This is a genomic window from Silvania hatchlandensis, assembly GCF_025564065.1.
GTDB classification, from domain to species: Bacteria; Pseudomonadota; Gammaproteobacteria; order Enterobacterales; family Enterobacteriaceae; genus Enterobacter; species Enterobacter hatchlandensis.
The window spans coordinates 1-24407 of record NZ_JAMGZK010000040.1 but is presented as its reverse complement, the minus strand read 5'-3'; the positions used below and the strand labels follow the sequence as shown (position 1 = coordinate 24407).

At 53.0% G+C, this 24407-nt stretch carries 21 protein-coding genes; 12 read left to right on the top strand and 9 right to left on the bottom strand.

The genetic code is table 11. The features are described 5' to 3' along the window. Positions 1 to 9: 9 nt before the first annotated feature. From yihS to ompL, 5 genes are all read left to right on the top strand, one after another. Positions 10 to 1251, top strand: coding sequence for a sulfoquinovose isomerase (gene yihS / locus M8014_RS04660; RefSeq protein ID WP_271281380.1), 1242 nt, complete (start codon positions 10 to 12; stop codon positions 1249 to 1251). 27 nt (positions 1252 to 1278) lie between these two features. Continuing rightward, on the top strand, positions 1279 to 3303 hold the full coding sequence (locus M8014_RS04655) for an alpha-glucosidase (RefSeq protein ID WP_271281379.1): 2025 nt from the start codon (positions 1279 to 1281) through the stop codon (positions 3301 to 3303). Positions 3304 to 3348: 45 nt separating this feature from the next. Next, positions 3349 to 4731 (top strand): MFS transporter, encoded by a 1383-nt coding sequence (locus M8014_RS04650; RefSeq protein WP_271281378.1) that lies wholly within the window; start codon positions 3349 to 3351, stop codon positions 4729 to 4731. Between the two features lie 44 nt (positions 4732 to 4775). After that, positions 4776 to 6200 (top strand): MFS transporter, encoded by a 1425-nt coding sequence (locus M8014_RS04645; RefSeq protein ID WP_271281377.1) that lies wholly within the window; start codon positions 4776 to 4778, stop codon positions 6198 to 6200. Positions 6201 to 6275: 75 nt separating this feature from the next. Then, positions 6276 to 6962 (top strand): porin OmpL, encoded by a 687-nt coding sequence (ompL, locus tag M8014_RS04640; RefSeq protein WP_271281376.1) that lies wholly within the window; start codon positions 6276 to 6278, stop codon positions 6960 to 6962. Between the two features lie 87 nt (positions 6963 to 7049). Here the strand turns inward: ompL and typA are convergent, their stop codons facing one another. Beyond that, on the bottom strand, positions 7050 to 8873 hold the full coding sequence (gene typA / locus M8014_RS04635) for a ribosome-dependent GTPase TypA (RefSeq protein ID WP_271281375.1): 1824 nt from the start codon (positions 8871 to 8873) through the stop codon (positions 7050 to 7052). Positions 8874 to 9260: 387 nt separating this feature from the next. Between typA and glnA the strand changes: the two genes are divergently transcribed. The 3 genes from glnA to glnG all read left to right on the top strand — a co-directional run bounded on the left by glnA (position 9261) and on the right by glnG (position 13332). Then, a complete protein-coding gene (gene glnA, locus M8014_RS04630) occupies positions 9261 to 10670 on the top strand; it encodes a glutamate--ammonia ligase (RefSeq protein ID WP_271281374.1) in 1410 nt (469 codons plus the stop codon). Positions 10671 to 10858: 188 nt separating this feature from the next. Then, entirely contained in the window at positions 10859 to 11908 is a 1050-nt protein-coding gene (glnL, locus tag M8014_RS04625; RefSeq protein ID WP_271281373.1) for a nitrogen regulation protein NR(II), read from the top strand. Positions 11909 to 11919: 11 nt separating this feature from the next. Continuing rightward, positions 11920 to 13332, top strand: a complete 1413-nt coding sequence (gene glnG / locus M8014_RS04620; protein WP_271266212.1) for a nitrogen regulation protein NR(I) — start codon at positions 11920 to 11922, stop codon at positions 13330 to 13332. 52 nt (positions 13333 to 13384) lie between these two features. Here the strand turns inward: glnG and hemN are convergent, their stop codons facing one another. The 3 genes from hemN to M8014_RS22790 form a co-directional block, all read right to left on the bottom strand. Beyond that, a complete protein-coding gene (gene hemN / locus M8014_RS04615) occupies positions 13385 to 14758 on the bottom strand; it encodes an oxygen-independent coproporphyrinogen III oxidase (RefSeq protein WP_271281372.1) in 1374 nt (457 codons plus the stop codon). A 188-nt stretch (positions 14759 to 14946) separates the two neighbouring features. Then, positions 14947 to 15462, bottom strand: coding sequence for a Der GTPase-activating protein YihI (gene yihI / locus M8014_RS04610; protein WP_271281371.1), 516 nt, complete (start codon positions 15460 to 15462; stop codon positions 14947 to 14949). A 150-nt stretch (positions 15463 to 15612) separates the two neighbouring features. Next, positions 15613 to 15762 carry a hypothetical protein gene (locus M8014_RS22790; RefSeq protein WP_336264602.1) on the bottom strand — a complete coding sequence of 50 codons (150 nt, stop codon included), beginning with the start codon at positions 15760 to 15762 and terminating at the stop codon, positions 15613 to 15615. A gap of 278 nt (positions 15763 to 16040) precedes the next feature. Between M8014_RS22790 and yihA the strand changes: the two genes are divergently transcribed. Then, a complete protein-coding gene (gene yihA, locus M8014_RS04605; RefSeq protein WP_271281370.1) occupies positions 16041 to 16667 on the top strand; it encodes a ribosome biogenesis GTP-binding protein YihA/YsxC in 627 nt (208 codons plus the stop codon). Between the two features lie 99 nt (positions 16668 to 16766). On the opposite strand, the gene spfP is transcribed toward yihA, so the two are convergent. Continuing rightward, positions 16767 to 16814, bottom strand: coding sequence for a small protein SpfP (gene spfP, locus M8014_RS22945; protein ID WP_071892919.1), 48 nt, complete (start codon positions 16812 to 16814; stop codon positions 16767 to 16769). A gap of 164 nt (positions 16815 to 16978) precedes the next feature. Then, entirely contained in the window at positions 16979 to 19771 is a 2793-nt protein-coding gene (polA, locus tag M8014_RS04600; protein ID WP_271281369.1) for a DNA polymerase I, read from the bottom strand. A 436-nt stretch (positions 19772 to 20207) separates the two neighbouring features. Here polA and M8014_RS04595 point away from each other — a divergent pair, with 436 nt between their 5' ends. Then, the gene (locus M8014_RS04595) at positions 20208 to 21116 is read left to right on the top strand and encodes an acyltransferase (protein WP_271281368.1); all 909 of its coding nucleotides are present in this window, start codon (positions 20208 to 20210) and stop codon (positions 21114 to 21116) included. A 16-nt stretch (positions 21117 to 21132) separates the two neighbouring features. On the opposite strand, the gene dsbA is transcribed toward M8014_RS04595, so the two are convergent. From dsbA to M8014_RS04580, 3 genes are all read right to left on the bottom strand, one after another. Further along, the gene (gene dsbA / locus M8014_RS04590; protein WP_271281367.1) at positions 21133 to 21756 is read right to left on the bottom strand and encodes a thiol:disulfide interchange protein DsbA; all 624 of its coding nucleotides are present in this window, start codon (positions 21754 to 21756) and stop codon (positions 21133 to 21135) included. 27 nt (positions 21757 to 21783) lie between these two features. Next, positions 21784 to 22770, bottom strand: a complete 987-nt coding sequence (locus M8014_RS04585; RefSeq protein WP_271281366.1) for a serine/threonine protein kinase — start codon at positions 22768 to 22770, stop codon at positions 21784 to 21786. Positions 22771 to 22845: 75 nt separating this feature from the next. Continuing rightward, positions 22846 to 23115: a YihD family protein gene (locus M8014_RS04580; protein ID WP_271281365.1), complete on the bottom strand. Its 270-nt coding sequence runs from the start codon at positions 23113 to 23115 to the stop codon at positions 22846 to 22848. A 68-nt stretch (positions 23116 to 23183) separates the two neighbouring features. Between M8014_RS04580 and mobA the strand changes: the two genes are divergently transcribed. Further along, positions 23184 to 23768 carry a molybdenum cofactor guanylyltransferase MobA gene (mobA, locus tag M8014_RS04575; protein WP_271281364.1) on the top strand — a complete coding sequence of 195 codons (585 nt, stop codon included), beginning with the start codon at positions 23184 to 23186 and terminating at the stop codon, positions 23766 to 23768. After that, a complete protein-coding gene (gene mobB, locus M8014_RS04570) occupies positions 23765 to 24280 on the top strand; it encodes a molybdopterin-guanine dinucleotide biosynthesis protein MobB (protein ID WP_271281363.1) in 516 nt (171 codons plus the stop codon). Before mobA ends, mobB begins: the two co-directional genes overlap by 4 nt. Positions 24281 to 24407: the final 127 nt, after the last annotated feature.

The window sequence follows — 24407 nt, the reverse complement described above, 5'->3', positions numbered from 1 at the left end:
GACAACGACATGAAATGGTTTAACACGCTGAGCCACAACCGCTGGCTCGAACAAGAGACCGACCGCATTCTGGATTTCGGAAAAAATGCAGCGGTACCGACCGGATTCGGCTGGCTGGGCAATAACGGCCAGGTGCGTAGCGATATGGGTACGCACCTGTGGATCACTGCCCGCATGCTGCATGTTTATGCCGTGGCGGCGAACATGGGACGCCCGGGCGCGTACGCGCTGGTCGATCACGGGATCAACACCCTGAATGACGCCCTGCGCGATAAGCAATACGGTGGCTGGTACGCCTGCGTGAATGACGAAGGCGTGATCGATGCCTCCAAGCAGGGTTACCAGCATTTCTTCGTGTTGCTCGGCGCGGCCAGCGCGGTGACCACTGGCCACCCCAAAGCCCGCCAGCTGTTGGACGACGCCATCGAGGTCATCGAAAAATACTTCTGGAGCGAACAGGAGCAGATGTGCCTGGAGTCCTGGGATGAAGCCTTCAGCAAAACCGAGAATTACCGCGGCGGTAACGCCAATATGCACGCGGTGGAAGCGTTCTTGATTGTGTACGACGTGACCCACGACAGGAAATGGCTCGACCGCGCCCTGCGCATCACTTCGGTGATTATTCACGACGTGGCGCGCAAAGGTGAGTATCGCGTCAACGAGCATTTCGACACTCGCTGGAACCCGATTCGCGATTACAACATAGATAACCCTGCCCACCGCTTCCGCGCCTACGGCGGTACGCCGGGCCACTGGATCGAATGGGGCCGCCTGATGCTGCACCTGCGCGCCGCGCTGGAGGCTCGCTTTGAAACGCCGCCGGAGTGGCTGCTGGAAGATGCTAAAGGATTGTTCCACGCGACGATCCGCGATGCCTGGGCACCGGACGGGGCCGACGGCTTTGTCTACTCCGTGGGCTGGGACGGCAAGCCTATCGTCCGCGAGCGCGTGCGCTGGCCTATCGTCGAGGCGATGGGCACAGCCTATGCGTTGTATACCATTACCGGCGAGGCACAGTACGAAACCTGGTATCAAACGTGGTGGGAGTACTGCATCAAGTACCTAATGGATTACGAAAACGGTTCCTGGTGGCAGGAGCTGGACACCAATAACGAAGTGACGACAAAAGTCTGGGACGGCAAGCAGGATATTTATCACCTGCTGCACTGCCTGGTGATCCCGCGTTTGCCGCTGGCTCCGGGATTAGCGCCTGCGGTTGCCGCCGGATTGCTGGATAGCCAGGCCAAATAATAAACCTTCCGGATGGATGGAGATCTTATGAGTACCCTACACAATATTGCTCTGAAAAATACGGATAACGGCTTCACGCTCAGCTTTCAAGACCGCCTGATTTTATCGCATACCGTTGAAACCCCGTGCCTGTGGATTGGCGCAGGCGAAGCGGACATTGAAATGTTTCGCGGCAATTTCAGCATCAAAGACAAGCTCAACGAAAAGATTACCCTGACCGAAGCCACGATCGCCGCGCAAAGCGCGGGCTGGGCGATCCGATTTACCCGCGGCGATACGGTCAGCGCCACGCTGCTGGTTGGCACCGATAAGCAGGGGCGCCTCGAGCTAAAATTAAAAAATGACGCCACCAGCCACAATCGTATCTGGCTACGACTGGCAGCCCAGCCCGAAGATCATATCTACGGCTGCGGCGAACAGTTCTCTTATTTTGACCTCCGCGGCAAGCCGTTCCCGCTGTGGACCAGCGAACAGGGTGTGGGACGTAACAAGCAGACCTACGTCACCTGGCAGGCCGACTGCAAAGAGAACGCGGGCGGCGACTATTACTGGACCTTCTTCCCGCAGCCGACATTCGTCAGTACGCAGAAGTATTACTGCCACGTCGACAACAGCTGCTATATGAATTTCGACTTTAGCGCCCCCGAATTCCACGAGCTGGCCTTCTGGGAAGATAATGCCACGCTGCGCTTCGAATGTGCAGAAAACTACGTCGACCTACTGGAAAAACTGACCGGGCTGCTGGGCCGTCAGCCTGAGCTACCGGACTGGGTTTATGACGGCGTGACGCTCGGCATTCAGGGCGGGACCGAGGTTTGCCAGCAAAAGCTGGACACCATGCGAAACGGCGGCGTGAAGGTCAACGGCATCTGGGCGCAGGACTGGTCCGGCATTCGAATGACCTCTTTCGGCAAGCGCGTGATGTGGAACTGGAAGTGGAACAGCGAGCTGTATTCGCAACTTGATGAACGCATCCCGCATTGGAACGGCGAAGGCGTGCAGTTCCTCTCCTACATCAACCCGTACCTCGCCAGCGATAAAGATTTGTGCGAAGAGGCCTCTCGTCGTGGCTATCTGACCAAAGACGCTCACGGTAAGGATTACCACGTCGAATTCGGCGAGTTCTACGCGGGCGTGATCGACCTGACCAATCCGCAAGCCTACGAATGGTACAAAGAGGTGATCAAAAAGAATTTGATCGCGCTGGGCTGCGGCGGCTGGATGGCTGATTTTGGCGAATATCTCCCGACTGATACCTTCCTGCACAACGGCGTGAGCGCGGAGATCATGCATAACGCCTGGCCTGCACTGTGGGCAAAATGTAACTACGAAGCGCTGGAGGAGACCGGCAAGCTCGGAGAAATCCTGTTCTTTATGCGCGCGGGCTATACCGGCAGCCAGAAGCACTCGGTGATGATGTGGGCAGGCGATCAGAACGTCGACTGGAGTCTGGATGACGGGCTGGCCTCGGTGGTTCCGGCGGCACTGTCGCTGGCGATGACCGGACACGGGCTGCACCACAGCGACATCGGCGGTTACACCACTCTGTTCGACATGAAGCGCAGCAAAGAGCTACTGCTGCGCTGGTGTGACTTCAGCGCTTTCACGCCGATGATGCGCACCCATGAAGGTAATCGGCCCGGCGATAACTGGCAGTTTGACGCCGACGCCGAGACCATTGCCCACTTCGCGCGGATGACCACCGTCTTTACCACCCTAAAACCCTACATCAAAGATGCCGTCGCGCAGAACGCCAAAAGCGGCCTGCCGGTGATGCGCCCGCTGTTCCTGCATTACGAGGACGACGCGCAGGCCTACACGCTGAAATACCAGTACCTGTTTGGCCGCGATCTGTTGGTGGCCCCGGTGCATGAAGAGGGCCGCCGTAACTGGACGTTGTATCTGCCGCAGGACAGCTGGGTAAATGCGTGGACCGGCGAAACACATCGGGGCGGTGAAGTGACCGTTGATGCGCCACTCGGCAAACCGCCGGTGTTTTACCGCCAGCACAGCGAATGGGCCGACCTGTTCGATACCTTACGTCATATTTGATAAGGCTCGCCCGCAGGCAAACCTGCGGGCAGACGGAGAATAATAATGAGTCAAACATCATCTGATCCGGCAACTCTACGGTTGCCGTTTAAAGAAAAACTCGCCTATGGGATGGGCGATCTGGGTTCCAACATCCTGCTGGATATCGGCACACTGTATCTGTTGAAATTCTACACCGATGTGCTGGGCTTACCGGGCACCTACGGCGGCATTATCTTTTTGATCGCCAAGTTCTTTACCGCCTTTACCGATATGGGCACCGGGATCATGCTCGACTCGCGGCGCAAGATTGGGCCAAAGGGCAAGTTCCGTCCTTTCGTGCTGTATGCCGCGTTCCCGGTCACGCTGCTGGCAATCGCCAACTTTGTCGGTACGCCTTTTGAAATGACCGGTAAAACGGTGATGGCGACCATTCTGTTCATGTTGTATGGCCTGTTCTTTAGCATGATGAACTGTTCGTATGGCGCGATGGTGCCTGCCATCACTAAAAATCCGGACGAGCGCGCCTCGCTGGCGGCATGGCGTCAGGGCGGTGCGACGCTCGGTCTGCTGCTGTGCACCGTGGGTTTTGTGCCGGTGATGAACTTGATCGAAGGCAATGACCAGCTTGGGTATGTCTTTGCCGCGACCCTCTTCTCGCTGTTCGGGCTGTTCTTTATGTGGTGGTGCTATCGCGGCGTGAAGGAGCGTTACGTCGAAATGCAGCCCGCGTATCCGACGCAGAAGCCAGGGTTGTTGCAGTCGTTCCGCGCCATCGCGGGCAACCGACCGCTGTTTATCCTGTGTATTGCTAACCTGTGCACGCTGGGCGCGTTTAACGTCAAGCTGGCGATTCAGGTTTACTACACGCAGTACGTGCTAAACGATCCCATTTTGCTGTCGTATATGGGCTTCTTCAGCATGGGCTGCATCTTTATCGGCGTCTTTATGATGCCTGGTGCGGTGCGCCGTTTCGGCAAGAAAAAAGTCTATATCAGCGGACTGCTGATCTGGGTGGCAGGCGATCTCCTGAACTACTTCTTTGGCGGCGGTTCGGTCAGCTTTGTCGCGTTCTCATGCCTGGCGTTCTTCGGCTCCGCGTTCGTTAACAGCCTTAACTGGGCGCTGGTTTCCGATACGGTTGAATACGGTGAGTGGCGTACCGGCGTGCGCTCAGAGGGAACGGTCTACACCGGATTTACCTTCTTTCGTAAGGTGTCGCAGGCGCTGGCAGGATTCTTCCCCGGCATCATGCTGACCCAAATCGGCTATGTGCCCAACGTGGTGCAATCTGCCGGAACGGTGGAAGGATTACGCCAGCTGATCTTCATCTACCCCAGCATCCTGGCGGTGGTCACCATCGTGGCGATGGGGTGCTTCTATAACCTCAACGAAAAGATGTACGTGCGCATCGTTGAAGAGATAGAGCTGCGTAAACGTCCGGCCTGAATGACTTTGAAATAGCGCCCTTAGGGGCGCTATGAGGATCGACTATGAACCACAACACTGATCCGTTAACCCTAAAGCTGAGCCTGCGCGAGAAGTGCGCCTACGGAATGGGCGATTTTGGCTCGAACCTGATGCTGTGTATCGGCACGCTGTACCTGCTGAAGTTTTACACCGATGAACTGGGCATGCCGGCGTTTTACGGCGGCATTATCTTTCTGGTGGCGAAATTCTTCACCGCCTTCACTGATATGCTGACCGGTGTGCTGCTGGATTCACGGCGTAGTATTGCTGAACGGGGAAAGTTCAGGCCATTTATTTTGTACGCCTCCGTCCCGGTGGCGCTGGTCGCCGCGGCGCAGTTTCTGGCGAACGACTTTAGCCTGACGGTGAAAACGGCGATCGCCACCGTGCTGTTTATGACGTTTGGTCTGTTCTACAGTCTGATGAACTGCTCCTACGGCGCCATGGTGCCCGCGATCACCAAAAATCCTAACGAGCGTGCGCACCTGGCCGCCTGGCGTCAGGGCGGCGCAACGATTGGGCTGTTGCTTTGTACCGTGGGCTTTATGCCGATACAGGCGCTATTCGTCAGCCAGTCGTCGCTGGGTTATCTGGTGGCGGCCTTGCTGTTTGTGACCCTTGGGCTGTTCTGCATGTGGTGGTGCTATAGCGGCGTCAAGGAGCGCTACGTCGAGGTCACGCCCACTCACCACAAGCCCAGCATCATGAAGTCGTTCTGCGCGATTTTCCGCAACCCGCCACTGCTGGTGCTGTGCATCGCCAATCTGTGTACGCTGGCGGCTTTTAACATCAAGCTGGCGATTCAGGTCTATTACACCCAGTACGTGCTTAACGATATTCATCTGCTGTCGTGGATGGGTTTTTTCAGCATGGGCTGCATTCTGGTGGGCGTTTTCCTGGTCCCCGGTGCGGTGAAGCGCTTTGGTAAAAAGCAGGTTTACCTGGGCGGGCTGACCCTGTGGGCTGTTGGCGACGTGCTGAACTTTATCTGGGGAAGCAGTTCGCTGTCGTTTGTGCTGTTTTCCTGCATGGCGTTTTTCGGCACGGCATTTGTGAACAGCCTGAACTGGGCGCTGGTTCCCGATACTGTCGATTACGGCGAGTGGAAAACCGGGATCCGCGCTGAAGGATCGGTTTATACCGGCTATACGTTTTCACGAAAAATCTCCGCCGCGCTCGCCGGATTCCTTCCGGGCATTATGCTGACACAGATTGGCTACATTCCCCACGCGGTACAAAGCGCAGGCACCCTGCTCGGCCTGCGTCAGCTGATATTTCTTTGGCCATGTGGCCTGGCAATTATCGCTGCCATCACCATGGGATTGTTTTATAAGCTCAACGAAGCGCGCTTCGCTTTTATTATTGAGGAGATTGGGAAACGAAAAAAACACCCTACGCCGGTGACCGAAATGACCCACGAAAATAAAGCACCAGCCATCACTTTATAAATTGAAATCCAGCCGGTATTCCCTTTCTGTCTGACAGGAGGGGCGGCCCTTTTGTATCTGACACAGGGAAGAATTATGAAAAAAATAGCCACAGCTTTACTGATTTCATCGATTTCATGCCCGGCATTTTCCGGAGCCTATGTCGAAACACGTGAAGCCTATAACACCGCCTCTGAACTGCATGAAGTTATCCTGCGTGCCGGATATAACTTTGATATGGGCGCGGGGCTGATGTTTACCAACGCCTACAACGTGGGGAAATGGGATGAACTGAAACATAGCTATAACGAGATTGAAGGCTGGTATCCGTTATTCAGGCCTACCAATAAGCTGACCTTCCAGCCAGGCGGATTGATTAACGACAGCAGCAATGGCTCCGGTGGCGCGATTTACCTGGACACTAACTATAAATTCGTTGACTGGTTTAATCTGACGTTTCGCTATCGCTACAACCACAATAATTACGATACGCCCGACTTCAACGGTGAGATGGATAAAAATGATACCCATGAGTTTGCCAATTACTGGAACTTCAAATTAACCGATATGTTTTTCTACACCTTTGAGCCGCACTTCTTCCAGCTAGTGAATGATTACCACAGCAAAAATGGCCAAGACCATCACTGGGAAATCACGAATAAATTTAGCTATAAAATTGATCGCAACTGGATGCCGTACATGGAGCTTCAGTGGCTGGACCGCTGGGATGATTACAACCGCGAGCAGTACCGTATTCGCTTAGGGTTACGTTATTCGTTCTAAAAAAAAGCCGCTGAATATCAGCGGCTTTTTGCTTTGCAGGTGGCCATAACGCTCACCTGGCCTACGCTACCTCAATGAGGCTACGTATTAGTCGCGAGGACCACGGCCTGCACGTTTACGGTCGTTCTCGGTCAGGTGACGTTTACGGATACGTACGGAGGTAGGGGTTACTTCTACCAGTTCGTCGTCATCGATAAATTCCAGAGCCTGCTCAAGGGACATTTTCTGTGCTGGAACCAGCGTGGTGGCTTCGTCAGTACCGGAAGCACGCATGTTGGTCAGTTTCTTACCGGTCAGGCAGTTTACAGTCAGGTCGTTAGAACGACTGTGAATACCGATGATCTGGCCTTCGTAAACTTCTGCACCGTGACCCAGGAACAGCTTACCGCGGTCCTGCAGGCTGAACAGTGCAAACGCAACTGCTTTACCCTGGCCGTTAGAGATCAGCACGCCGTTCTGGCGCTGGCCGATTTCACCCGGTTTAACGTCATCGTAGTGGCTGAAGGTGGAGTACAGCAGACCGGTACCGGAGGTCATGGTCATGAACTCGGTACGGAAGCCGATCAGGCCACGTGCCGGAATCAGGTAATCCAGACGAATACGGCCTTTGCCGTCAGGGATCATGTCTTTGACATCGCCCTTACGCTCGCCCATTGCCTGCATCACAGAACCCTGGTGCTGTTCTTCGATATCCAGCGTTACGTTCTCGAACGGCTCTTGCATACGGCCATCGATCATGCGGTTGATTACTTTCGGACGGGACACAGCCAGTTCGAAGCCTTCACGACGCATGTTTTCGATAAGCACAGACAGGTGCAGCTCGCCACGACCGGATACACGGAACGCGTCCGCATCTTCGGTTTCTTCAACACGCAGTGCCACGTTGTGCACCAGCTCTTTGTTCAGGCGGTCAAGGATCTGACGAGAGGTAACGTATTTACCTTCTTTGCCACAGAACGGAGAGGTGTTGACGTTGAAGAACATGGTTACAGTCGGTTCATCAACGGACAGTGCTGGCAGCGCTTCAACGTTTTGCGGATCGCAAAGGGTGTCGGAGATGTTCAGCTCGCCCAGACCGGTGATAGCAATGATATCGCCCGCTTCGGCTTCGGTGGATTCAATACGCTCCAGACCGAGGTGAGTCAGTACTTTACCGACTTTACCGTTACGTGATTTACCTTCGCTGTCGATGACAGTGATCTGCTGGTTAGGCTTCACTTTACCGCGTTTGATGCGGCCAATACCGATTACGCCAACGTAGTTGTTGTAATCCAGCTGGGAAATTTGCATCTGGAACGGACCATCAAGGTCAACGCTTGGTGCTTTAACGTGGTCAACGATCGCCTGGTACAGCGGGGTCATGTCTTCCGCCATATCAGTGTGGTCGTTACCCGCGATACCCATCAATGCAGATGCATAGATGATTGGGAAATCAAGCTGCTCGTCGCTTGCGTCCAGGTTAACGAACAGGTCGAAGACCTGATCCACAACCCAGTCAGGACGCGCGCCAGGACGGTCAACTTTGTTGATAACCACGATTGGCTTCAAACCATGGGCAAACGCCTTTTTGGTTACGAAGCGCGTCTGCGGCATTGGGCCATCCATTGCGTCAACGACCAGCAGAACGGAGTCTACCATGGACATTACACGTTCAACTTCACCACCGAAGTCGGCGTGCCCAGGGGTATCAACGATGTTGATACGGTAGTCATTCCATTTGATAGCGGTGTTTTTAGCGAGGATGGTAATCCCACGCTCTTTCTCCAAATCGTTGGAGTCCATCACGCGTTCGGTGGCTTCAGCACGCTCATTACTGAAGGTACCGGATTGCTGCAGCAGCTTATCAACCAGGGTAGTTTTACCATGGTCAACGTGCGCGATGATGGCGATATTACGCAGATTTTCGATCACAACTTTGCCTCAGGCATTTAGAAATAGCGCGTTATTGTACACGGATTAAGCGCACTACAAAACAGGATCACAAACATCCCCCGCAAACAAGTATTGCAGAGATGCTTTGTGATCGCTTTCACGGAGCGGTAAAGGGGCGCCTTAACATAAATTGCACCAATATGGTGCCCAATGTTCACATTGAAGCACTATACTGGTGCAACAAAACCATCATGGTGCAGCCCTTTTGCACTATGGCGTGCATGATAACGCCTTTTTGGGGTGTTTTAAAAGTTGGCACAGATTTCGCTTAGTAAAAATACGGCAAAAAAAGGCAACAACGCCTGCCTTACACAGAATTTGAAGACCTCGTTACCACGACGACAATGACCAATCTGGAGAGTACGTATGTCCGCTGAACACGTTTTGACGATGCTGAACGAACATGAAGTGAAGTTTGTTGATCTGCGCTTCACTGATACCAAAGGTAAAGAACAGCACGTCACTATTCCTGCTCATCAGGTAAATGCCGAATTCTTTGAAGAAGGCAAAATGTTTGACGGCTCCTCGATTGGCGGCTGGAAAGGTATCAACGAATCTGACATGGTTCTGATGCCAGATGCATCTACCGCGCTCATTGACCCGTTCTTCGAAGAGTCTACCCTGATCATCCGTTGCGACATCCTCGAGCCAGGCACGCTGCAGGGCTACGACCGCGACCCACGCTCTATCGCAAAACGCGCTGAAGAGTACCTGCGCTCTACTGGTATCGCAGACACCGTTCTGTTCGGGCCAGAGCCAGAGTTCTTCCTGTTTGACGACATCCGTTTTGGTGCGACCACTTCCGGTTCTCACGTTGCTATCGATGATATCGAAGGCGCATGGAACTCCTCCACCAAATACGAAGGCGGCAACAAAGGCCACCGTCCTGCGGTGAAAGGCGGTTACTTCCCGGTTCCTCCGGTCGATTCTTCACAGGACATCCGTTCTACCATGTGTCTGATCATGGAAGAGATGGGCCTGGTTGTTGAAGCGCACCACCATGAAGTTGCAACAGCTGGCCAGAACGAAATCGCCACCCGTTTCAACACCATGACCAAGAAAGCGGACGAAATTCAGATCTACAAATACGTTGTTCACAACGTTGCGCACCGTTTCGGTAAAACCGCGACCTTTATGCCAAAACCAATGTTTGGCGATAACGGTTCCGGTATGCACTGCCACATGTCCCTGTCCAAGAACGGCGTAAACCTGTTCTCTGGTGACAAATATGCCGGTCTGTCCGAGCAGGCACTGTTCTACATCGGTGGCGTAATCAAGCACGCTAAAGCGATCAACGCCCTGGCGAACCCAACCACCAACTCTTACAAACGTCTGGTCCCAGGCTACGAAGCACCCGTTATGCTGGCGTACTCTGCCCGTAACCGTTCTGCGTCTATCCGTATCCCGGTGGTTGCGTCTCCGAAAGCGCGTCGTATCGAAGTACGCTTCCCGGATCCAGCGGCTAACCCGTACCTGTGCTTCGCAGCACTGCTGATGGCGGGTCTGGACGGTATCAAGAACAAGATCCACCCGGGCGAAGCCATGGACAAAAACCTGTACGACCTGCCGCCAGAAGAAGCGAAAGAGATCCCACAGGTTGCCGGTTCTCTGGAAGAAGCACTGCAGGCGCTGGACGCAGACCGTGAGTTCCTGACTGCTGGCGGCGTGTTCACTGATGAAGCAATCGATGCTTACATCGGCCTGCGTATCGAAGAGAACGACCGTGTTCGCATGACGCCACACCCGGTTGAGTTCGAACTTTACTACAGCGTTTAATCTTTAAACGATGTCGCGCGACGTTTTTCAGCGCGATATCGATAGCCGTTTTTTTGTTGCCGTGGAAACTTTTCAGCCCATCTTCGGATGGGCTTTTTTCACCACCAACAAGCTGATTTCACGCGCTTTTTTCGTCAGAAACGCTATACTGCACTAAATTAGTGCAATCAACTCCAGGAGACTGCTGTATGGCAACTGGCACCCTGCCCGATGCTGGGCAGATCCTCAATTCTCTTATCAACAGCATTTTACTGGTCGACGACGATCTGGCCGTGCATTACGCCAATCCCGCAGCCCAGCAGCTGCTTGCCCAAAGTTCACGCAAGCTGTTTGGCGCGCCGCTTCCCGAGCTGTTGAGTTATTTTTCTTTGAACATTGGCCTGATGCAGGAAAGCCTGCAAGCGGGGCAAGGGTTTACGGATAACGAAGTCACGCTGGTGATCGACGGTCGCTCGCATATTCTGTCCCTGACCGCACAGCGGCTGCCGGAAGGGCTGATCCTGCTGGAAATGGCACCGATGGATAACCAGCGGCGCCTGAGTCAGGAGCAACTCCAGCATGCCCAGCAGATTGCGGCCCGCGATCTGGTGCGTGGCCTGGCGCATGAAATTAAAAACCCGCTCGGCGGCCTGCGCGGTGCAGCACAGCTGCTAACCAAAGCCCTGCCCGACCCGGCGCTGGCGGAATACACCAACGTCATCATCGAACAGGCTGACCGGCTGCGTAACCTGGTGGACCGCCTGCTCGGCCCACAACAGCCGGGGATGCACGTTACTGAAAGCATTCACAAAGTGGCAGAGCGCGTCGTTAAGCTGGTGTCGATGGAACTGCCGGATAATGTCAGGCTGGTGCGTGACTACGATCCAAGTCTGCCGGAACTGCCTCACGATCCCGACCAGATAGAGCAGGTATTACTCAATATTGTGCGTAATGCCCTGCAGGCTTTAGGCGCAGAAGGCGGCGAAATTGTGCTGCGCACCCGCACTGCGTTCCAGCTCACCTTACACGGCGTGCGCTACCGTCTGGCGGCACGTATTGACGTTCAGGATAACGGCCCGGGCATTCCCTCCCATTTACAGGACACGCTGTTTTACCCGATGGTCAGCGGCCGTGAAGGCGGGACCGGGCTTGGATTATCGATTGCCCGCAATTTGATAGATCAGCATTCCGGCAAAATTGAATTTACCAGTTGGCCGGGTCATACCGAGTTTTCGGTTTACCTGCCAATCAGGAAATAGAGGGTTAAGTTATGCAACGAGGGATAGTCTGGGTAGTTGATGACGATAGCTCCATCCGCTGGGTGCTTGAACGGGCACTGACTGGCGCAGGATTAAACTGCACCACTTTTGAAAGCGGTGCTGAGGTGCTCGATGCCCTCACCACCAAAACACCGGATGTCCTGCTGTCCGATATCCGCATGCCGGGTATGGACGGTCTGGCGCTGTTAAAACAGATTAAACAGCGTCACCCGATGCTTCCGGTCATCATAATGACCGCACATTCCGATCTGGATGCAGCCGTCAGCGCCTATCAGCAGGGCGCGTTTGATTATCTGCCAAAACCCTTTGATATCGACGAAGCGGTGGCGCTGGTTGAGCGTGCGATCAGCCACTATCAGGAACAGCAGCAGCCGCGTAACGCACCGGTGTTCGGCCCGACGACGGATATCATTGGCGAAGCGCCGGCCATGCAGGATGTGTTTCGCATTATTGGTCGTCTGTCGCGCTCGTCGATCAGCGTGCTTATTAACGGTGAGTCGGGAACCGGGAAAGAGCTGGTCGCGCATGCCCTGCATCGCCACAGCCCGCGTACGAAAGCACCGTTTATCGCCCTGAATATGGCGGCGATCCCTAAGGACTTGATTGAGTCCGAGCTGTTTGGTCACGAAAAAGGGGCCTTTACCGGCGCGAACACCATTCGCCAGGGGCGCTTTGAGCAGGCCGACGGCGGGACGCTCTTCCTGGACGAGATCGGCGATATGCCGCTCGATGTACAGACTCGCCTGCTGCGCGTACTGGCAGATGGCCAGTTTTACCGTGTGGGCGGCTATGCACCGGTAAAAGTTGACGTGCGTATTATTGCCGCCACCCACCAGAACCTGGAGCTACGCGTTCAGGAGGGGAAATTCCGTGAGGATTTGTTCCACCGTCTGAACGTGATCCGCGTGCACCTGCCGCCGCTGCGCGAGCGTCGGGAAGATATCCCGCGTCTGGCGCGCCATTTCCTGCAGGATGCGGCACGCGAGCTGGGTGTCGAAGCCAAACTGTTGCACGCAGAAACGGAAGCCGCGCTGACGCGTCTGGCGTGGCCAGGCAACGTGCGTCAGCTGGAAAATACCTGTCGCTGGTTAACGGTGATGGCCGCGGGTCAGGAAGTGTTGATTCAGGATCTTCCCCCTGAACTCTTCGAAACCCATGTTCCTGAGAGCAGTACCGGCCAGACACTGCCTGACAGCTGGGCAACGCTGCTGGCGCAATGGGCCGATCGGGCGCTACGTTCCGGTCATCAAAACCTGTTATCCGAGGCGCAGCCCGAGATGGAGCGCACGCTGCTCACCACCGCGCTGCGGCATACACAGGGCCATAAGCAGGAAGCGGCCCGCTTGCTCGGCTGGGGGCGCAATACCCTGACGCGTAAGCTTAAAGAGTTGGGAATGGAGTAAACGAGTGATGAGTTGCAGGCCCGGTAAGCGTTAGCGCTACCGGGCAGTACCGCTAAATGACGCGAGAAAACTGCTGCATGCGCGCTTTCTGGCGCAGATAGGCATCAAAACACATGCAAATGTTGCGGATCAGCAACCGGCCTTTAGGCGTAACCTCAATAGCCGTATCAGTCACCTCCACCAGCCCATCTTTCGCCAGCGGTGCCAGCAGCTTCAGGTCATCGGCAAAGTAGTCGCTAAAGACTAAATCCCACTCGCGTTCCACCGCCGAAAAATCGAGGCAGAAATTGCAGATCAGCGCTTTAATCACATCCCGCCGGATGCAGTCGTCGCGGGTTAGCGCGATCCCGCGCCACAGGGCGTTGCCGGTATCATCCACCTGCTGATAATAGTGCTTCAGCTCTTTCTGGTTCTGCGCATAGCAGTCGCCAATCATGCTGATGGCTGAGACGCCCATACCCAGCAGATCGGTATCGCCCTGGGTGGTATAACCCTGGAAGTTACGATGCAGGACGCCATCGCGCTGGGCAATCGCCAGCTCGTCATCCGGACGGGCAAAGTGATCCATGCCGATAAACTGATAGCCCGTCTCAGTCAACGAGGTAATGGTTTCCTGCAAAATATCCAGCTTTTGCTGGGCAGTAGGCAGGTCGGCATCTTTGATTTTACGCTGGGCCGCAAACAGCGTCGGCAGATGCGCATAGTTAAACACGCTCAGGCGATCCGGGTTCAGCTCTGCCACGCGCTTCAGCGTGAAGGCAAAGCTTTCCGCTGTCTGCTTAGGCAAACCGTAAATCAGGTCAATATTGGTGGAAGTGAAGCCAATATCACGAGCATGGTTGAGCAGCGCAAAGATGAATGCTTCATCCTGCTCGCGATTCACCAGCCGTTGTACTTCTTTGTTGAAGTCCTGCACGCCCATACTCAGACGGTTAAAGCCTTCCGCACGCAAATGATCAATGACGTCCAGCTCGATTTCACGCGGGTCGACTTCAATTGAGATTTCCGCATCCGCATTGAAGCGGAAGTTTTCCCGCAGCAGATCCATCAGGCGGCTGATTTGCGCTTTATTGAGGTAGGTTGGCGTTCCGCCGCCCCAGTGCAGCTGGCTGACGTGGCGACCCGCAAATTGTGGCGCACGATGGAGGATTTCTTGCTCAAGCGCATCCAGATACTGATCCGCTTTATGCTGCTGGCGGGTCACAATTTTATTGCAGCCGCAGAAATAACAAAGCTTGTGGCAGAACGGAATATGGACGTAAAGCGAAAGCGGACGGTCTGGATAACGCGCCACCGCCTGCTGGAATTGCGGCTCACCGAAGGCGTCGGAAAACTCGAGCGCGGTGGGATAAGAGGTATAGCGTGGCCCGGAATAGTTATATTTCTGGATCAGGGCCAGATCAAAGTCGATGGTTGGTACAGACATGCTCACTCCTTCCGTTGGTGTCGCGTTCGTATACGGCGGCCCGTTCTGGCACCAGTGCGTGCCAGAACTCGGGTGCGAAGCCACTTCTGTCGCCGCGACAACCGCCGTAGTTTAACGAATAACCACACCAGATAACATATAACCGGAAGGGTTATAAGCAGGACTGTTAAGCCCACCGGGTGCAAATGTTAGTTTCCACCTTTCAGGAGACGCATCATGTCTTCCTGCTTTTCGTCTTCTTCTTCTTCGTCTTCATCATCGTAAGAGAGGCCAAGCTGCTGCATCAGCTCATCGATGCGATCCAGGCGGGCATCAACCCAGGACTGCTCTTCAGCATTCAGGGCTTCGCCCGCTTCAAGACGTTCCAGCAGCGCGTCCAGGCGCTCATCATTCTCCAGCAAATCCAGCTCAGCCTGCGGTGAAAGCATAGGTTTCTCGCTCTTCGGTTTGTGCTGCTTGGTCACTGGTGCGTCAGTTACGCCCAGAGGAATCGGGGTTTTGCTGCCGATGCGCGGGTCTTTTGCTTGCTGAGCACTTTTCCCGGAAGTACCTGAAGATTCACCACTCGCGCGACTGCCCGCAGCGTGACCACGATGCTTTTTATCGCGTTTGCGATCGCGCGCTTCTATGTTCAGTTCTTCGCGAGATTTACGGTGCGCTTTTGCGGAGCTTTTGCCACGCGGGGCGGAAGTCGGTTTTTTCATGATGTCTTATCTTAAGCCGTTTTCATTAGTATAGAATTGCGGCGAAATCTAGCAGAAAGCAAGCAAAGAAAAAAGGCGACAGAGCAATCTGTCGCCTTTTTTCTTGACCCACAACCCTTAACGGGTCTGACAATCCCTGTTTGCCTTCAACTAACCCTGTTTTTCCTTCAGCAGGTACCGTCCCTGATACAATCCTTTTCCTTTTAACAACGCCTCCTGGCGCCTGTCTTCCTGACTGTCCTGTGTCTTCGCCTCCTGGCGCTCCTGACCCTTATCCTTAAGTCCGATTCCTGTTGGCATCCCCGCCGTTGACCGCTACTTTACCTTCTCCGGCTAAACGTACAAGCCACAAAAGCCGATTAGCGACCATTTTCAGATTAGACCTAATAAGTAATTGTTTGATTTACATGGTTTTGGTTTTTAATTACCCTGCGATTTCTCTTAAATCTCTCATACTTTGGATGGCATATATCCTACAAAACCTGTGGTTAATGCTTACAGTCATTTGCCGATGTGAAAAGCCTTTTGCCCGCGTTCAGGTATAATCCCCTCAACATTAAGATTTTGGAGAAGAACCCGTGACTAACTGGAATTATCAACAGACGCATTTTGTCACCAGTGCGCCTGATATACGCCATTTGCCCTCCGATACGGGTATTGAGGTTGCTTTTGCTGGCCGTTCTAACGCAGGTAAATCCAGCGCGTTGAATACGCTGACCAACCAGAAAAGCCTGGCGCGTACCTCAAAAACCCCTGGCCGTACGCAGCTGATTAACCTCTTCGAAGTTGCAGAGGGTAAACGCCTGGTGGATTTACCGGGTTATGGCTATGCGCAAGTACCGGAAGAGATGAAGCTTAAGTGGCAGCGCGCGCTGGGTGAATATCTGGAAAAACGTCAGTGCCTGAAAGGGCTGGTGATTCTGATGGATATCCGCCATCCGCTTAAAGATCTCGATCAGCAGATGATCCACTGGGCGGTGGAAAGCGAAATTGCCGTGCTGGTGCTATTAACGAAAGCCGATAAGCTGGCAAGCGGAGCGCGCAAAGCGCAGGTAAATATGGTGCGTGAGGCGGTGCTGGCGTTTAACGGTGATGTGCAGGTTGAGCCTTTCTCCTCGCTGAAAAAGCTGGGTGTGGACAAACTGCGCCAGAAGCTGGATGGCTGGTATAACGACCTGGAACCCGCGACAGAAGCGGAAGAATAAAGATAAGCGCGGCGATGTCCGCGCTTTTTTTTGCGGATATTTTTTCTTTGCCGCAATAAAAAACGCCCCAGTCATTACTGACTGGGGCGGCTAAAATATTCAGCCAAATCCGATTACGTGAAGTAAAAGGTCTGAAAGATAGAACATCTTACCTCTGTACCCTACGCGAATAACTCTACTCTTTTTTAGACTACACACAAAGTACTTTTTGTAGTTTTTTTTCATTCTTTACATAGGGAATTCTAATGATCATCACAAAATGCTCTTAGTTATGTTGTTTAGTTACAGAAAAGCGCAAGTAACGTAAACACCTAGTGAGCTTGATCCCAGTTTTCACCACTGCCCACTTCCACCAGCAATGGCACGTCCAGCTTCACGCTGTTTTCCATCAGTTCATGGATCTTTTTCGAGACGGATTCCAGATCGTCTTTATGCACTTCAAACACCAGTTCATCGTGTACCTGCATGATCATCCGCACCCGCGGGCGATCGTTCTCCAGCCAGGCATCAACGGCGATCATCGCACGTTTGATGATATCGGCCGCCGTTCCCTGCATCGGGGCGTTGATGGCTGCACGTTCAGCCCCTGCCCGGCGGGCAGCATTACTGGATTTGATGTCCGGCAGGTAGAGACGACGCCCTTCCAGCGTTTCGACATAGCCTTTTTCTTTCGCCTGCGCGCGAGTGCTCTCCATATATTCCAGCACCCCCGGATAGCGTTCGAAATAGAGATCCATGTACTTCTGCGACTCTTTACGCGGAATATTGAGCTGGCGGGAAAGACCAAAGGCGCTCATGCCATAGATCAGGCCAAAGTTAATCGCTTTTGCACTGCGGCGCTGCTCGCCAGTCACGCTGTCCAGTGACATGCCGAAGACTTCGGCCGCCGTTGCCCGGTGAATATCCTGTCCTTCGGCAAAGGCAGTCAGAAGACCTTTATCGCGAGAAAGGTGCGCCATGATCCGCAGCTCAATCTGCGAGTAGTCAGCAGAGACAATGACGTAATCCTGCGGGGCAATAAACGCCTGACGAATACGACGCCCTTCTTCATTACGCACCGGAATATTTTGCAGGTTCGGATCGGTAGAGGACAGACGCCCGGTGGCAGCCACCGCCTGGTGATAGGAGGTGTGTACACGGCCCGTTTTCGGGTTGATCATCAGCGGCAATTTATCGGTATAGGTCGATTTAAGCTTCGCCAGCCCGCGGTACTGTAGGATCACTTTTGGCAGAGGATAGTCGAGAGCCAGCTCCTCGAGCACCTCTTCAGAAGTGGATGGCGCTCCGCCTGGGGTTTTCTTCAACGGCTTAATACCCTGCTTTTCAAACAGGATGGTCTGCAGCTGTTTAGTCGACGAAAGGTTAAAGGGTTCACCGGCAATTTCGTGCGCTTTTAGTTCGAGTTCAGCAAGACGCAGGGCGATCTCTTCAGAGTGCTTATGCAGTACGAACGGATCGATTTTAACGCCATTGCGCTCAATCCGGGACAGCACCGGTACCAGCGGCATCTCGATATGCTGGAAAACATTCAGCGGTCCGGCGTCTTTTTGCAACTTTGGCCACATCTTTAAATGCAGCTGCAACGTGACATCCGCATCTTCTGCAGCATAGCGTCCGGCTTCTTCCAGCGCGATCTGGTTAAACGTCAGCTGATTCTTGCCCTTACCGGCGATCTCTTCAAAGGTAATGGTTTTATGCTTAAGCCAGCGATCCGACAGCGAATCCATATCGTGACGACCAGCAACACTATCCAGATTATAGGACTCCAGCATGGTATCGAAGGCAATACCGCGCAGCTCAATGCCATAATTTTGCAGGATGCCGCGATCGTACTTCAGATTTTGCCCAACCTTGAGCGCCTTTTCGTCTTCCAGAATCGGCTTGAGCAGTTCCAGAACACGCTCCCGGGAGAGCTGGTCAGGGGCATCCAGATAGTCGTGAGCGACCGGCACATAGGCAGCGACACCGGGTTCTGTAGCGAACGAAAGGCCCACCATATTGGCGGAAATATTGTCGAGACTGTCTGTTTCGGTATCAAAAGCAAAAACCGGGGCGTTATGCAGCTTTTCGATCCAGCTGTTCAGCTGCGCTTCATCAAGGATGGTTTCGTAGCCTTCAAACGAGAGCACGCTGGCTTCTTCTTCAGGCTCCGCTTGCGCATCGACAATAAGGGTTTCTTTTGCTTTAGCCGTCGGTTTTACGCCTTTCGCCTGCAGCCATTTCCCTGCTTCAAGATCGGTAATCCAGCGTTTGAATTCATACTGCTTAAACAGATCCAGCAGCTCTTCTGCGGCAGGCTGTTGGACTTCCAGCTGTTCGCAGGTTAGCTCCAGCTCCACATCGGTTTTAATGGTTGCCAGCTGATAGGAGAGATAAGCAACCTCTTTGTTTTGCTCGAGCTTCGCGGCCATGGTTTTGGCGCCGCGGAAGGTTAATCCGGCGATTTTGTCCTGCTCGCGATACAGCGTATCCAGCCCGCCGAGCCCCTGCAGCAGCGCCTGTGCCGTCTTTTCACCCACGCCCGGCACGCCAGGAATGTTATCGGATGAGTCGCCCATCAGAGCGAGGAAATCAATGATTAGCTCTGGCGGCACGCCATATTTAGTCACTACCTCTTCAGGCCCAAGAATGGTGTTGGTCATGGTGTTAATCAGGGTGATCCCCGGAGTGACCAGCTGCGCCATATCTTTATCACCGGTGCTGATCAACACTGGGCGGCCGAGTTTCTCCGCTTCGCGCGCCAGGGTGCCGATAACATCGTCCGCCTCAACGCCTGACACCGCCATTAACGGTAACCCCATCGCTTTTACCATTTTATGCAGGGGTTCAATCTGCGCACGCAGATCGTCCGGCATTGGTGGGCGGTGTGATTTGTAATGTTCAAACAGCTCATCCCGGAAGGTTTTACCTTTCGCGTCGAAGACTACCGCGGCATGGCTCGGCTGATACTGCAGGATCAGACTGCGCAGCATATTCAGCACGCCATACATTGCACCTGTTGGCTCCCCCGCGCTGTTGGTCAGAGGGGGAAAAGCATGATACGCCCGATACAGGTAAGAAGAGCCGTCGACGAGAATAAGGGGGTTTTCGGGGATCTGAACCATAATGTCCGTGCCTTTGAGTAATTTATAGATAAAGGATGCCACAGAAGGATGAAAACATCAGTTTTTCAGGGAAAATACAGGCAAAGATTTTGCGATCGTCGGGATCACTCGCAAATTGATTCTGTGGATAAGTTTGTGAATAATTTCTGGTGGGTGCAAAAATAGAGCACGTGTAAGATCAAGACCTTAATAATTACCGTTTATTATCAATTAATTACTTTTTGATCACGATCACATATTTCTGGTTGATGACATTTTACTCCATGTGGATATAAGCCACGCACGGATCGGCCGACAGGATTTTTCTCCCCTCTAAACGCAAATCTGCGCTCACGCGTCGTTAAAGCGCCATCCTTTGTTCGTTTTCTGGTAAAATCAGCGCCCGATGTCTGTTTATCAGGCACCCATTATAGCTAACCACCTGAAAACATTCATCATGTCGAGATTGCTGGCTGCGATAACACTTCTGTTAAGTATCGCATTAACTATTCTGGTTACCATCGCCTGTTCTGTGCCGATCATCATCGCCGGAATAATTAAACTGCTATTTCCCGTTCCCGCCGTGTGGCGCTCTGTCTCTGCCTTCTGCAATGTGATGATGTACTGCTGGTGTGAAGGTCTGGCGGTGCTGCTGCGCCTGAATCCGCATCTGAAATGGGATGTTCAGGGACTGGCCGGGCTGAATAAGAAAAACGGGTATTTGCTCATCTGCAACCACCATAGCTGGGCCGACATCGTGGTGTTATGCGTGCTCTTTCGCAAACATATTCCGATGAACAAATACTTTCTGAAGCAGCAGCTCGCCTGGGTGCCCTTTCTTGGCCTCGCCTGCTGGGCACTGGATATGCCGTTCATGAAACGCTATTCGCGGAGTTACCTGATTCGCCATCCTGAGCGCCGTGGTAAAGATGTAGAAACAACGCGCCGCTCTTGCGAGAAGTTTCGTTCCCATCCCACCACGATTGTTAATTTTGTCGAAGGCTCTCGCTTTACCGATGAGAAGCAGCAACAGACGCGCTCCCCTTATAAAAACCTGCTGCCGCCGAAAGCTGCCGGGATTGCGATGGCCGTTAACGTGCTGGGGCAACAGTTCGACAAATTACTGAACGTCACGCTATGTTATCCCGAAAATGACAGTACGCCGTTTTATGACATGTTAAGCGGAAAGTTAACGCGGATCGTGGTGCGTATTCACCTGATTCCTGTGACAGAGGAGTTACACGGGGATTATGTGAACGATAAGAACTTCAAACGACGTTTCCAGCTCTGGCTGAATAGCGTGTGGAGCGAGAAAGACAAGCTGATTGATAACATCAAAGCGGAATACAACAACGCCGGTCATTGACCGGCGTTTCTTTTTTTTACTTCTTCTCAACCAGATATTTCACCGTGTCAGCATACTGCTGCACAAAGATATCCATGCTGCTGGTATCCATACCCTGCATATTCAGCTGATATTTACCGTTAACATACATAGCTGGAACGCCACGCAGCTGCAGGTCGGCTGCGGCTTTTTCCTGCTGAGCAACCAGTGATTTCACGACAAAGCTATTCCAGGCTGCATCGTATTCTTCACCTTTGATACCCGCATCAATAAACACTTTGCGAATATCGGCAGTGGTTTGTACGGTCTGAGTTTTCTGTACCGCTTCAAACATCGGGGCCGTAATTTTGTCTTCCACGCCAAGCGCCTGCGCAACCGCCCACGCCTGAGTCAGGTCTTTGCCCAATGGGCCAAGAAACTCAACGTGATATTTGGTCATTTTGGTGCCTTCCGGCAGCTTTTTCTTCACGCTATCGGAAACGTGCAGAACCTGCTCAAACTCGTAGCAGTGCGGGCAGTAAAATGAGAAGAACTCGAGAACCTGAGGTTCTCCGGCAACCGGTTTTTCGAGGGTAATATACTGCTTACCGTCGGTGAACTGCGCAGCCGATGCGCTAAAAGCCAGAATCATACCTGCCAGCGCCAGCCATATTTTTTTCATGATCAACTCTCTCCTGGGTGTGTTCGATTAATACATGGGCGTTAATTGCAAAGGGGGTTCCTGCAGAACCTTTACCTGTTCAACAAATGTGGATATCTGGTTACGCCAGTAATCTTCTCCGGTAAGCCAGGGGAAGTTTCTGGGAAACGCGGGGTCGTCCCAACGCCTGATTAACCATGCAAGATAATAAACAAAACGCATGGCGCGTAAAGGTTCTATCAGCGCAATTTCATCTGAATCGAAGGAGGTAAACTCTTCATAAGCCTCAATGATTGTTTCGAGCTGCATTCGCTGTTCGGCTTTATCGCCATTCAACAGCATCCAGAGATCCTGAATAGCAGGCCCCATCCTCGCATCATCAAGATCGACAAATAATGGCCCATCGCGCCAGAGAATATTACCTGCGTGACAATCGCCGTGCAGACGCAGCATGTTTACGTTGCCATCCCAGCGCGATATCACAGCGTTAATGAGGTCGTCCGTCGCCGTCAGAAATGCTGCTTTCAGCCCGGCGGGGATGAGGGTGGCGGTTTCAAACAGCTGACGCGGTTCGAGCAGATATTCCTGAATGCCGATCGTAGGGCGAGCGATAAAGCGGCTTTTCTGCCCCGTCTGATGAATGCGCCCTAAATAACGGGCAACCCACTCCATCTGATCGATATTATCGGCTTCAAATTGTCGGCCACCGAGGCTGGGAAAGACGGCGAAACAGAATCCCTGATGCGTCAGTAGCGTCTTATGGTCAAATTCAAGCGGTGCAGCAACCGGAACATCATCGGCCAGAAGGTCGAGTGAAAACTGGTGCTCTTCCTGAATCTGTTCAGCAGACCAGCGCTGCGGGCGATAAAACTTCACCACGAAGCGCTGTCGATCCTCATCCTGGAACTGGTAGACGCGGTTTTCATAACTGTTTAATGGGGTCAGTCCTGAGTCCACCCGAATGCCCTGTTCAAACAGGGCATCCATTATGGTATCCGGGTGTAAGGTCTGGAAAGTAAAAGCCTGGTCGTTCATCCGATCATCCGGAAATTATACGAATGATTGAGGATATCATTTAACGGCGTTTCCGGTGGAGGCTCTTACAAGCTTTTACTCTTTAATTACACCGCGTGCGCGCAGTAATGCCGTTTTAAAATCCTCTTCGTAGTCTTTCTGAATACCAGGGATCACCGCATCTTTACCGGAATCGCGCATTTTCAGATGATAGATCAGGATGTCATCAGAAAGGTCGGTTAACTCGCCGTCATAACCTGACTCCTTCGCCAGTTTCTGTAAAAATTGCATCAGATTAAGCTCTGGCTCTTTTTGCCAGGCGGGCTGGAGGAGTTCAATAACTTCGTTCAGACGTTTACATTTCATGGTAATACTCCTTTCATTGAGAGTGACACGTTATCAGGGTCAATCCCACAATAAAAGAGGCGGCATTATTGAGTGAGATAAGCAACATCACCGGCGTGGTGCTGGCCGGGGGCAAGGCATCCCGAATGGGGGGAAAAGATAAGGGTTTGCAGGAACTCAACGGCAAACCCTTATGGTGCTACGTCGCCCAGACATTGCAGATGCAGGTCACTACGTTGGTTATCAGCGCCAACAGAAATATTGCGACTTATCAGGCAAGTGGGTACGCCGTTTATTCGGATCGTCTGGCAGATTATCCCGGCCCTCTTGCCGGTATGCTGTCCGTGATGCAGCAATCCGATGCACAATGGTTTCTGTTTTGTCCCTGCGATACGCCTTTTATACCCACTTGCCTCGCAGCACGTTTTATTGAGCAGATAGAGGCCTCGCCCGTCGTCTGGGTACATGACGGCGAGCGCGATCATCCAACGATTGCGCTCATGAGCCGTCAGCTCATACCGGTGCTACAGGATTATCTGGCGTCAGGAGAGCGGCGAGTAATGGTCTTTATGCGCCAGGCTGGCGGACACACTGTTGATTTTAGTGATATGAAACAGTCATTTATTAATATAAATACGTTAGAAGCGATCCAAAATATGCAGAGGCAATCATGACACCTGTATTAGCAATTGCTGCGTGGAGTGGGACAGGAAAAACAACTCTGCTGAAATCCGTTATTCCGGCGCTTTGTGCCAGAGGTATTCGTCCTGGGCTTATCAAGCATACCCACCACAATATGGATGTTGATAAGCCGGGGAAGGATAGCTACGAACTCCGCAAAGCAGGTGCAGCCCAAACGATCGTCGCCAGCACGCAGCGCTGGGCATTAATGACCGAGACACCGGACGAGGAAAGGGTGGATCTGGCTTATCTTGTCAGCCGAATGGATCATACAACGTTGGATCTGGTGCTGGTTGAGGGGTTCAAGCATGAGGCGGTAGCTAAAATTCTGCTTTTCCGAAGCGATGCCGGGCATGACGTTAGTGAATTAACGCTGGATGAGCACGTTATCGCGGTCGCCAGTGATATTTCACTTTCACTTCATGTACCGGTGTTAGATATCAATGATACGGAAGAGATCATTGATTTCATTCAGCGATGGATGGCGGCTTCCCGAACTGGGTAAATGCAGCAACGTTTCCCGAAGACAAAAACGCAAAAAGCCCTGTACGTCAGTACAGGGCTTCTTACTTGTTTGATGCCTGGCAGTTCCCTACTCTCGCATGGGGAGACCCCACACTACCATCGGCGCT

Excerpts from the sequence above, each read along its gene's own strand:
- yihS (WP_271281380.1), top strand. The coding sequence starts at position 10 with ATGAAATGGTTTAACACGCTGAGCCACAACCGCTGGCTCGAACAAGAG.
- M8014_RS04655 (WP_271281379.1), top strand. The coding sequence starts at position 1,279 with ATGAGTACCCTACACAATATTGCTCTGAAAAATACGGATAACGGCTTC.
- M8014_RS04650 (WP_271281378.1), top strand. The coding sequence starts at position 3,349 with ATGAGTCAAACATCATCTGATCCGGCAACTCTACGGTTGCCGTTTAAA.
- M8014_RS04645 (WP_271281377.1), top strand. The coding sequence starts at position 4,776 with ATGAACCACAACACTGATCCGTTAACCCTAAAGCTGAGCCTGCGCGAG.
- ompL (WP_271281376.1), top strand. The coding sequence starts at position 6,276 with ATGAAAAAAATAGCCACAGCTTTACTGATTTCATCGATTTCATGCCCG.
- glnA (WP_271281374.1), top strand. The coding sequence starts at position 9,261 with ATGTCCGCTGAACACGTTTTGACGATGCTGAACGAACATGAAGTGAAG.
- glnL (WP_271281373.1), top strand. The coding sequence starts at position 10,859 with ATGGCAACTGGCACCCTGCCCGATGCTGGGCAGATCCTCAATTCTCTT.
- glnG (WP_271266212.1), top strand. The coding sequence starts at position 11,920 with ATGCAACGAGGGATAGTCTGGGTAGTTGATGACGATAGCTCCATCCGC.
- hemN (WP_271281372.1), bottom strand. The coding sequence starts at position 14,758 with ATGTCTGTACCAACCATCGACTTTGATCTGGCCCTGATCCAGAAATAT.
- yihI (WP_271281371.1), bottom strand. The coding sequence starts at position 15,462 with ATGAAAAAACCGACTTCCGCCCCGCGTGGCAAAAGCTCCGCAAAAGCG.
- M8014_RS22790 (WP_336264602.1), bottom strand. The coding sequence starts at position 15,762 with ATGCCAACAGGAATCGGACTTAAGGATAAGGGTCAGGAGCGCCAGGAG.
- polA (WP_271281369.1), bottom strand. The coding sequence starts at position 19,771 with ATGGTTCAGATCCCCGAAAACCCCCTTATTCTCGTCGACGGCTCTTCT.
- M8014_RS04595 (WP_271281368.1), top strand. The coding sequence starts at position 20,208 with ATGTCGAGATTGCTGGCTGCGATAACACTTCTGTTAAGTATCGCATTA.
- dsbA (WP_271281367.1), bottom strand. The coding sequence starts at position 21,756 with ATGAAAAAAATATGGCTGGCGCTGGCAGGTATGATTCTGGCTTTTAGC.
- M8014_RS04585 (WP_271281366.1), bottom strand. The coding sequence starts at position 22,770 with ATGAACGACCAGGCTTTTACTTTCCAGACCTTACACCCGGATACCATA.
- M8014_RS04580 (WP_271281365.1), bottom strand. The coding sequence starts at position 23,115 with ATGAAATGTAAACGTCTGAACGAAGTTATTGAACTCCTCCAGCCCGCC.
- mobB (WP_271281363.1), top strand. The coding sequence starts at position 23,765 with ATGACACCTGTATTAGCAATTGCTGCGTGGAGTGGGACAGGAAAAACA.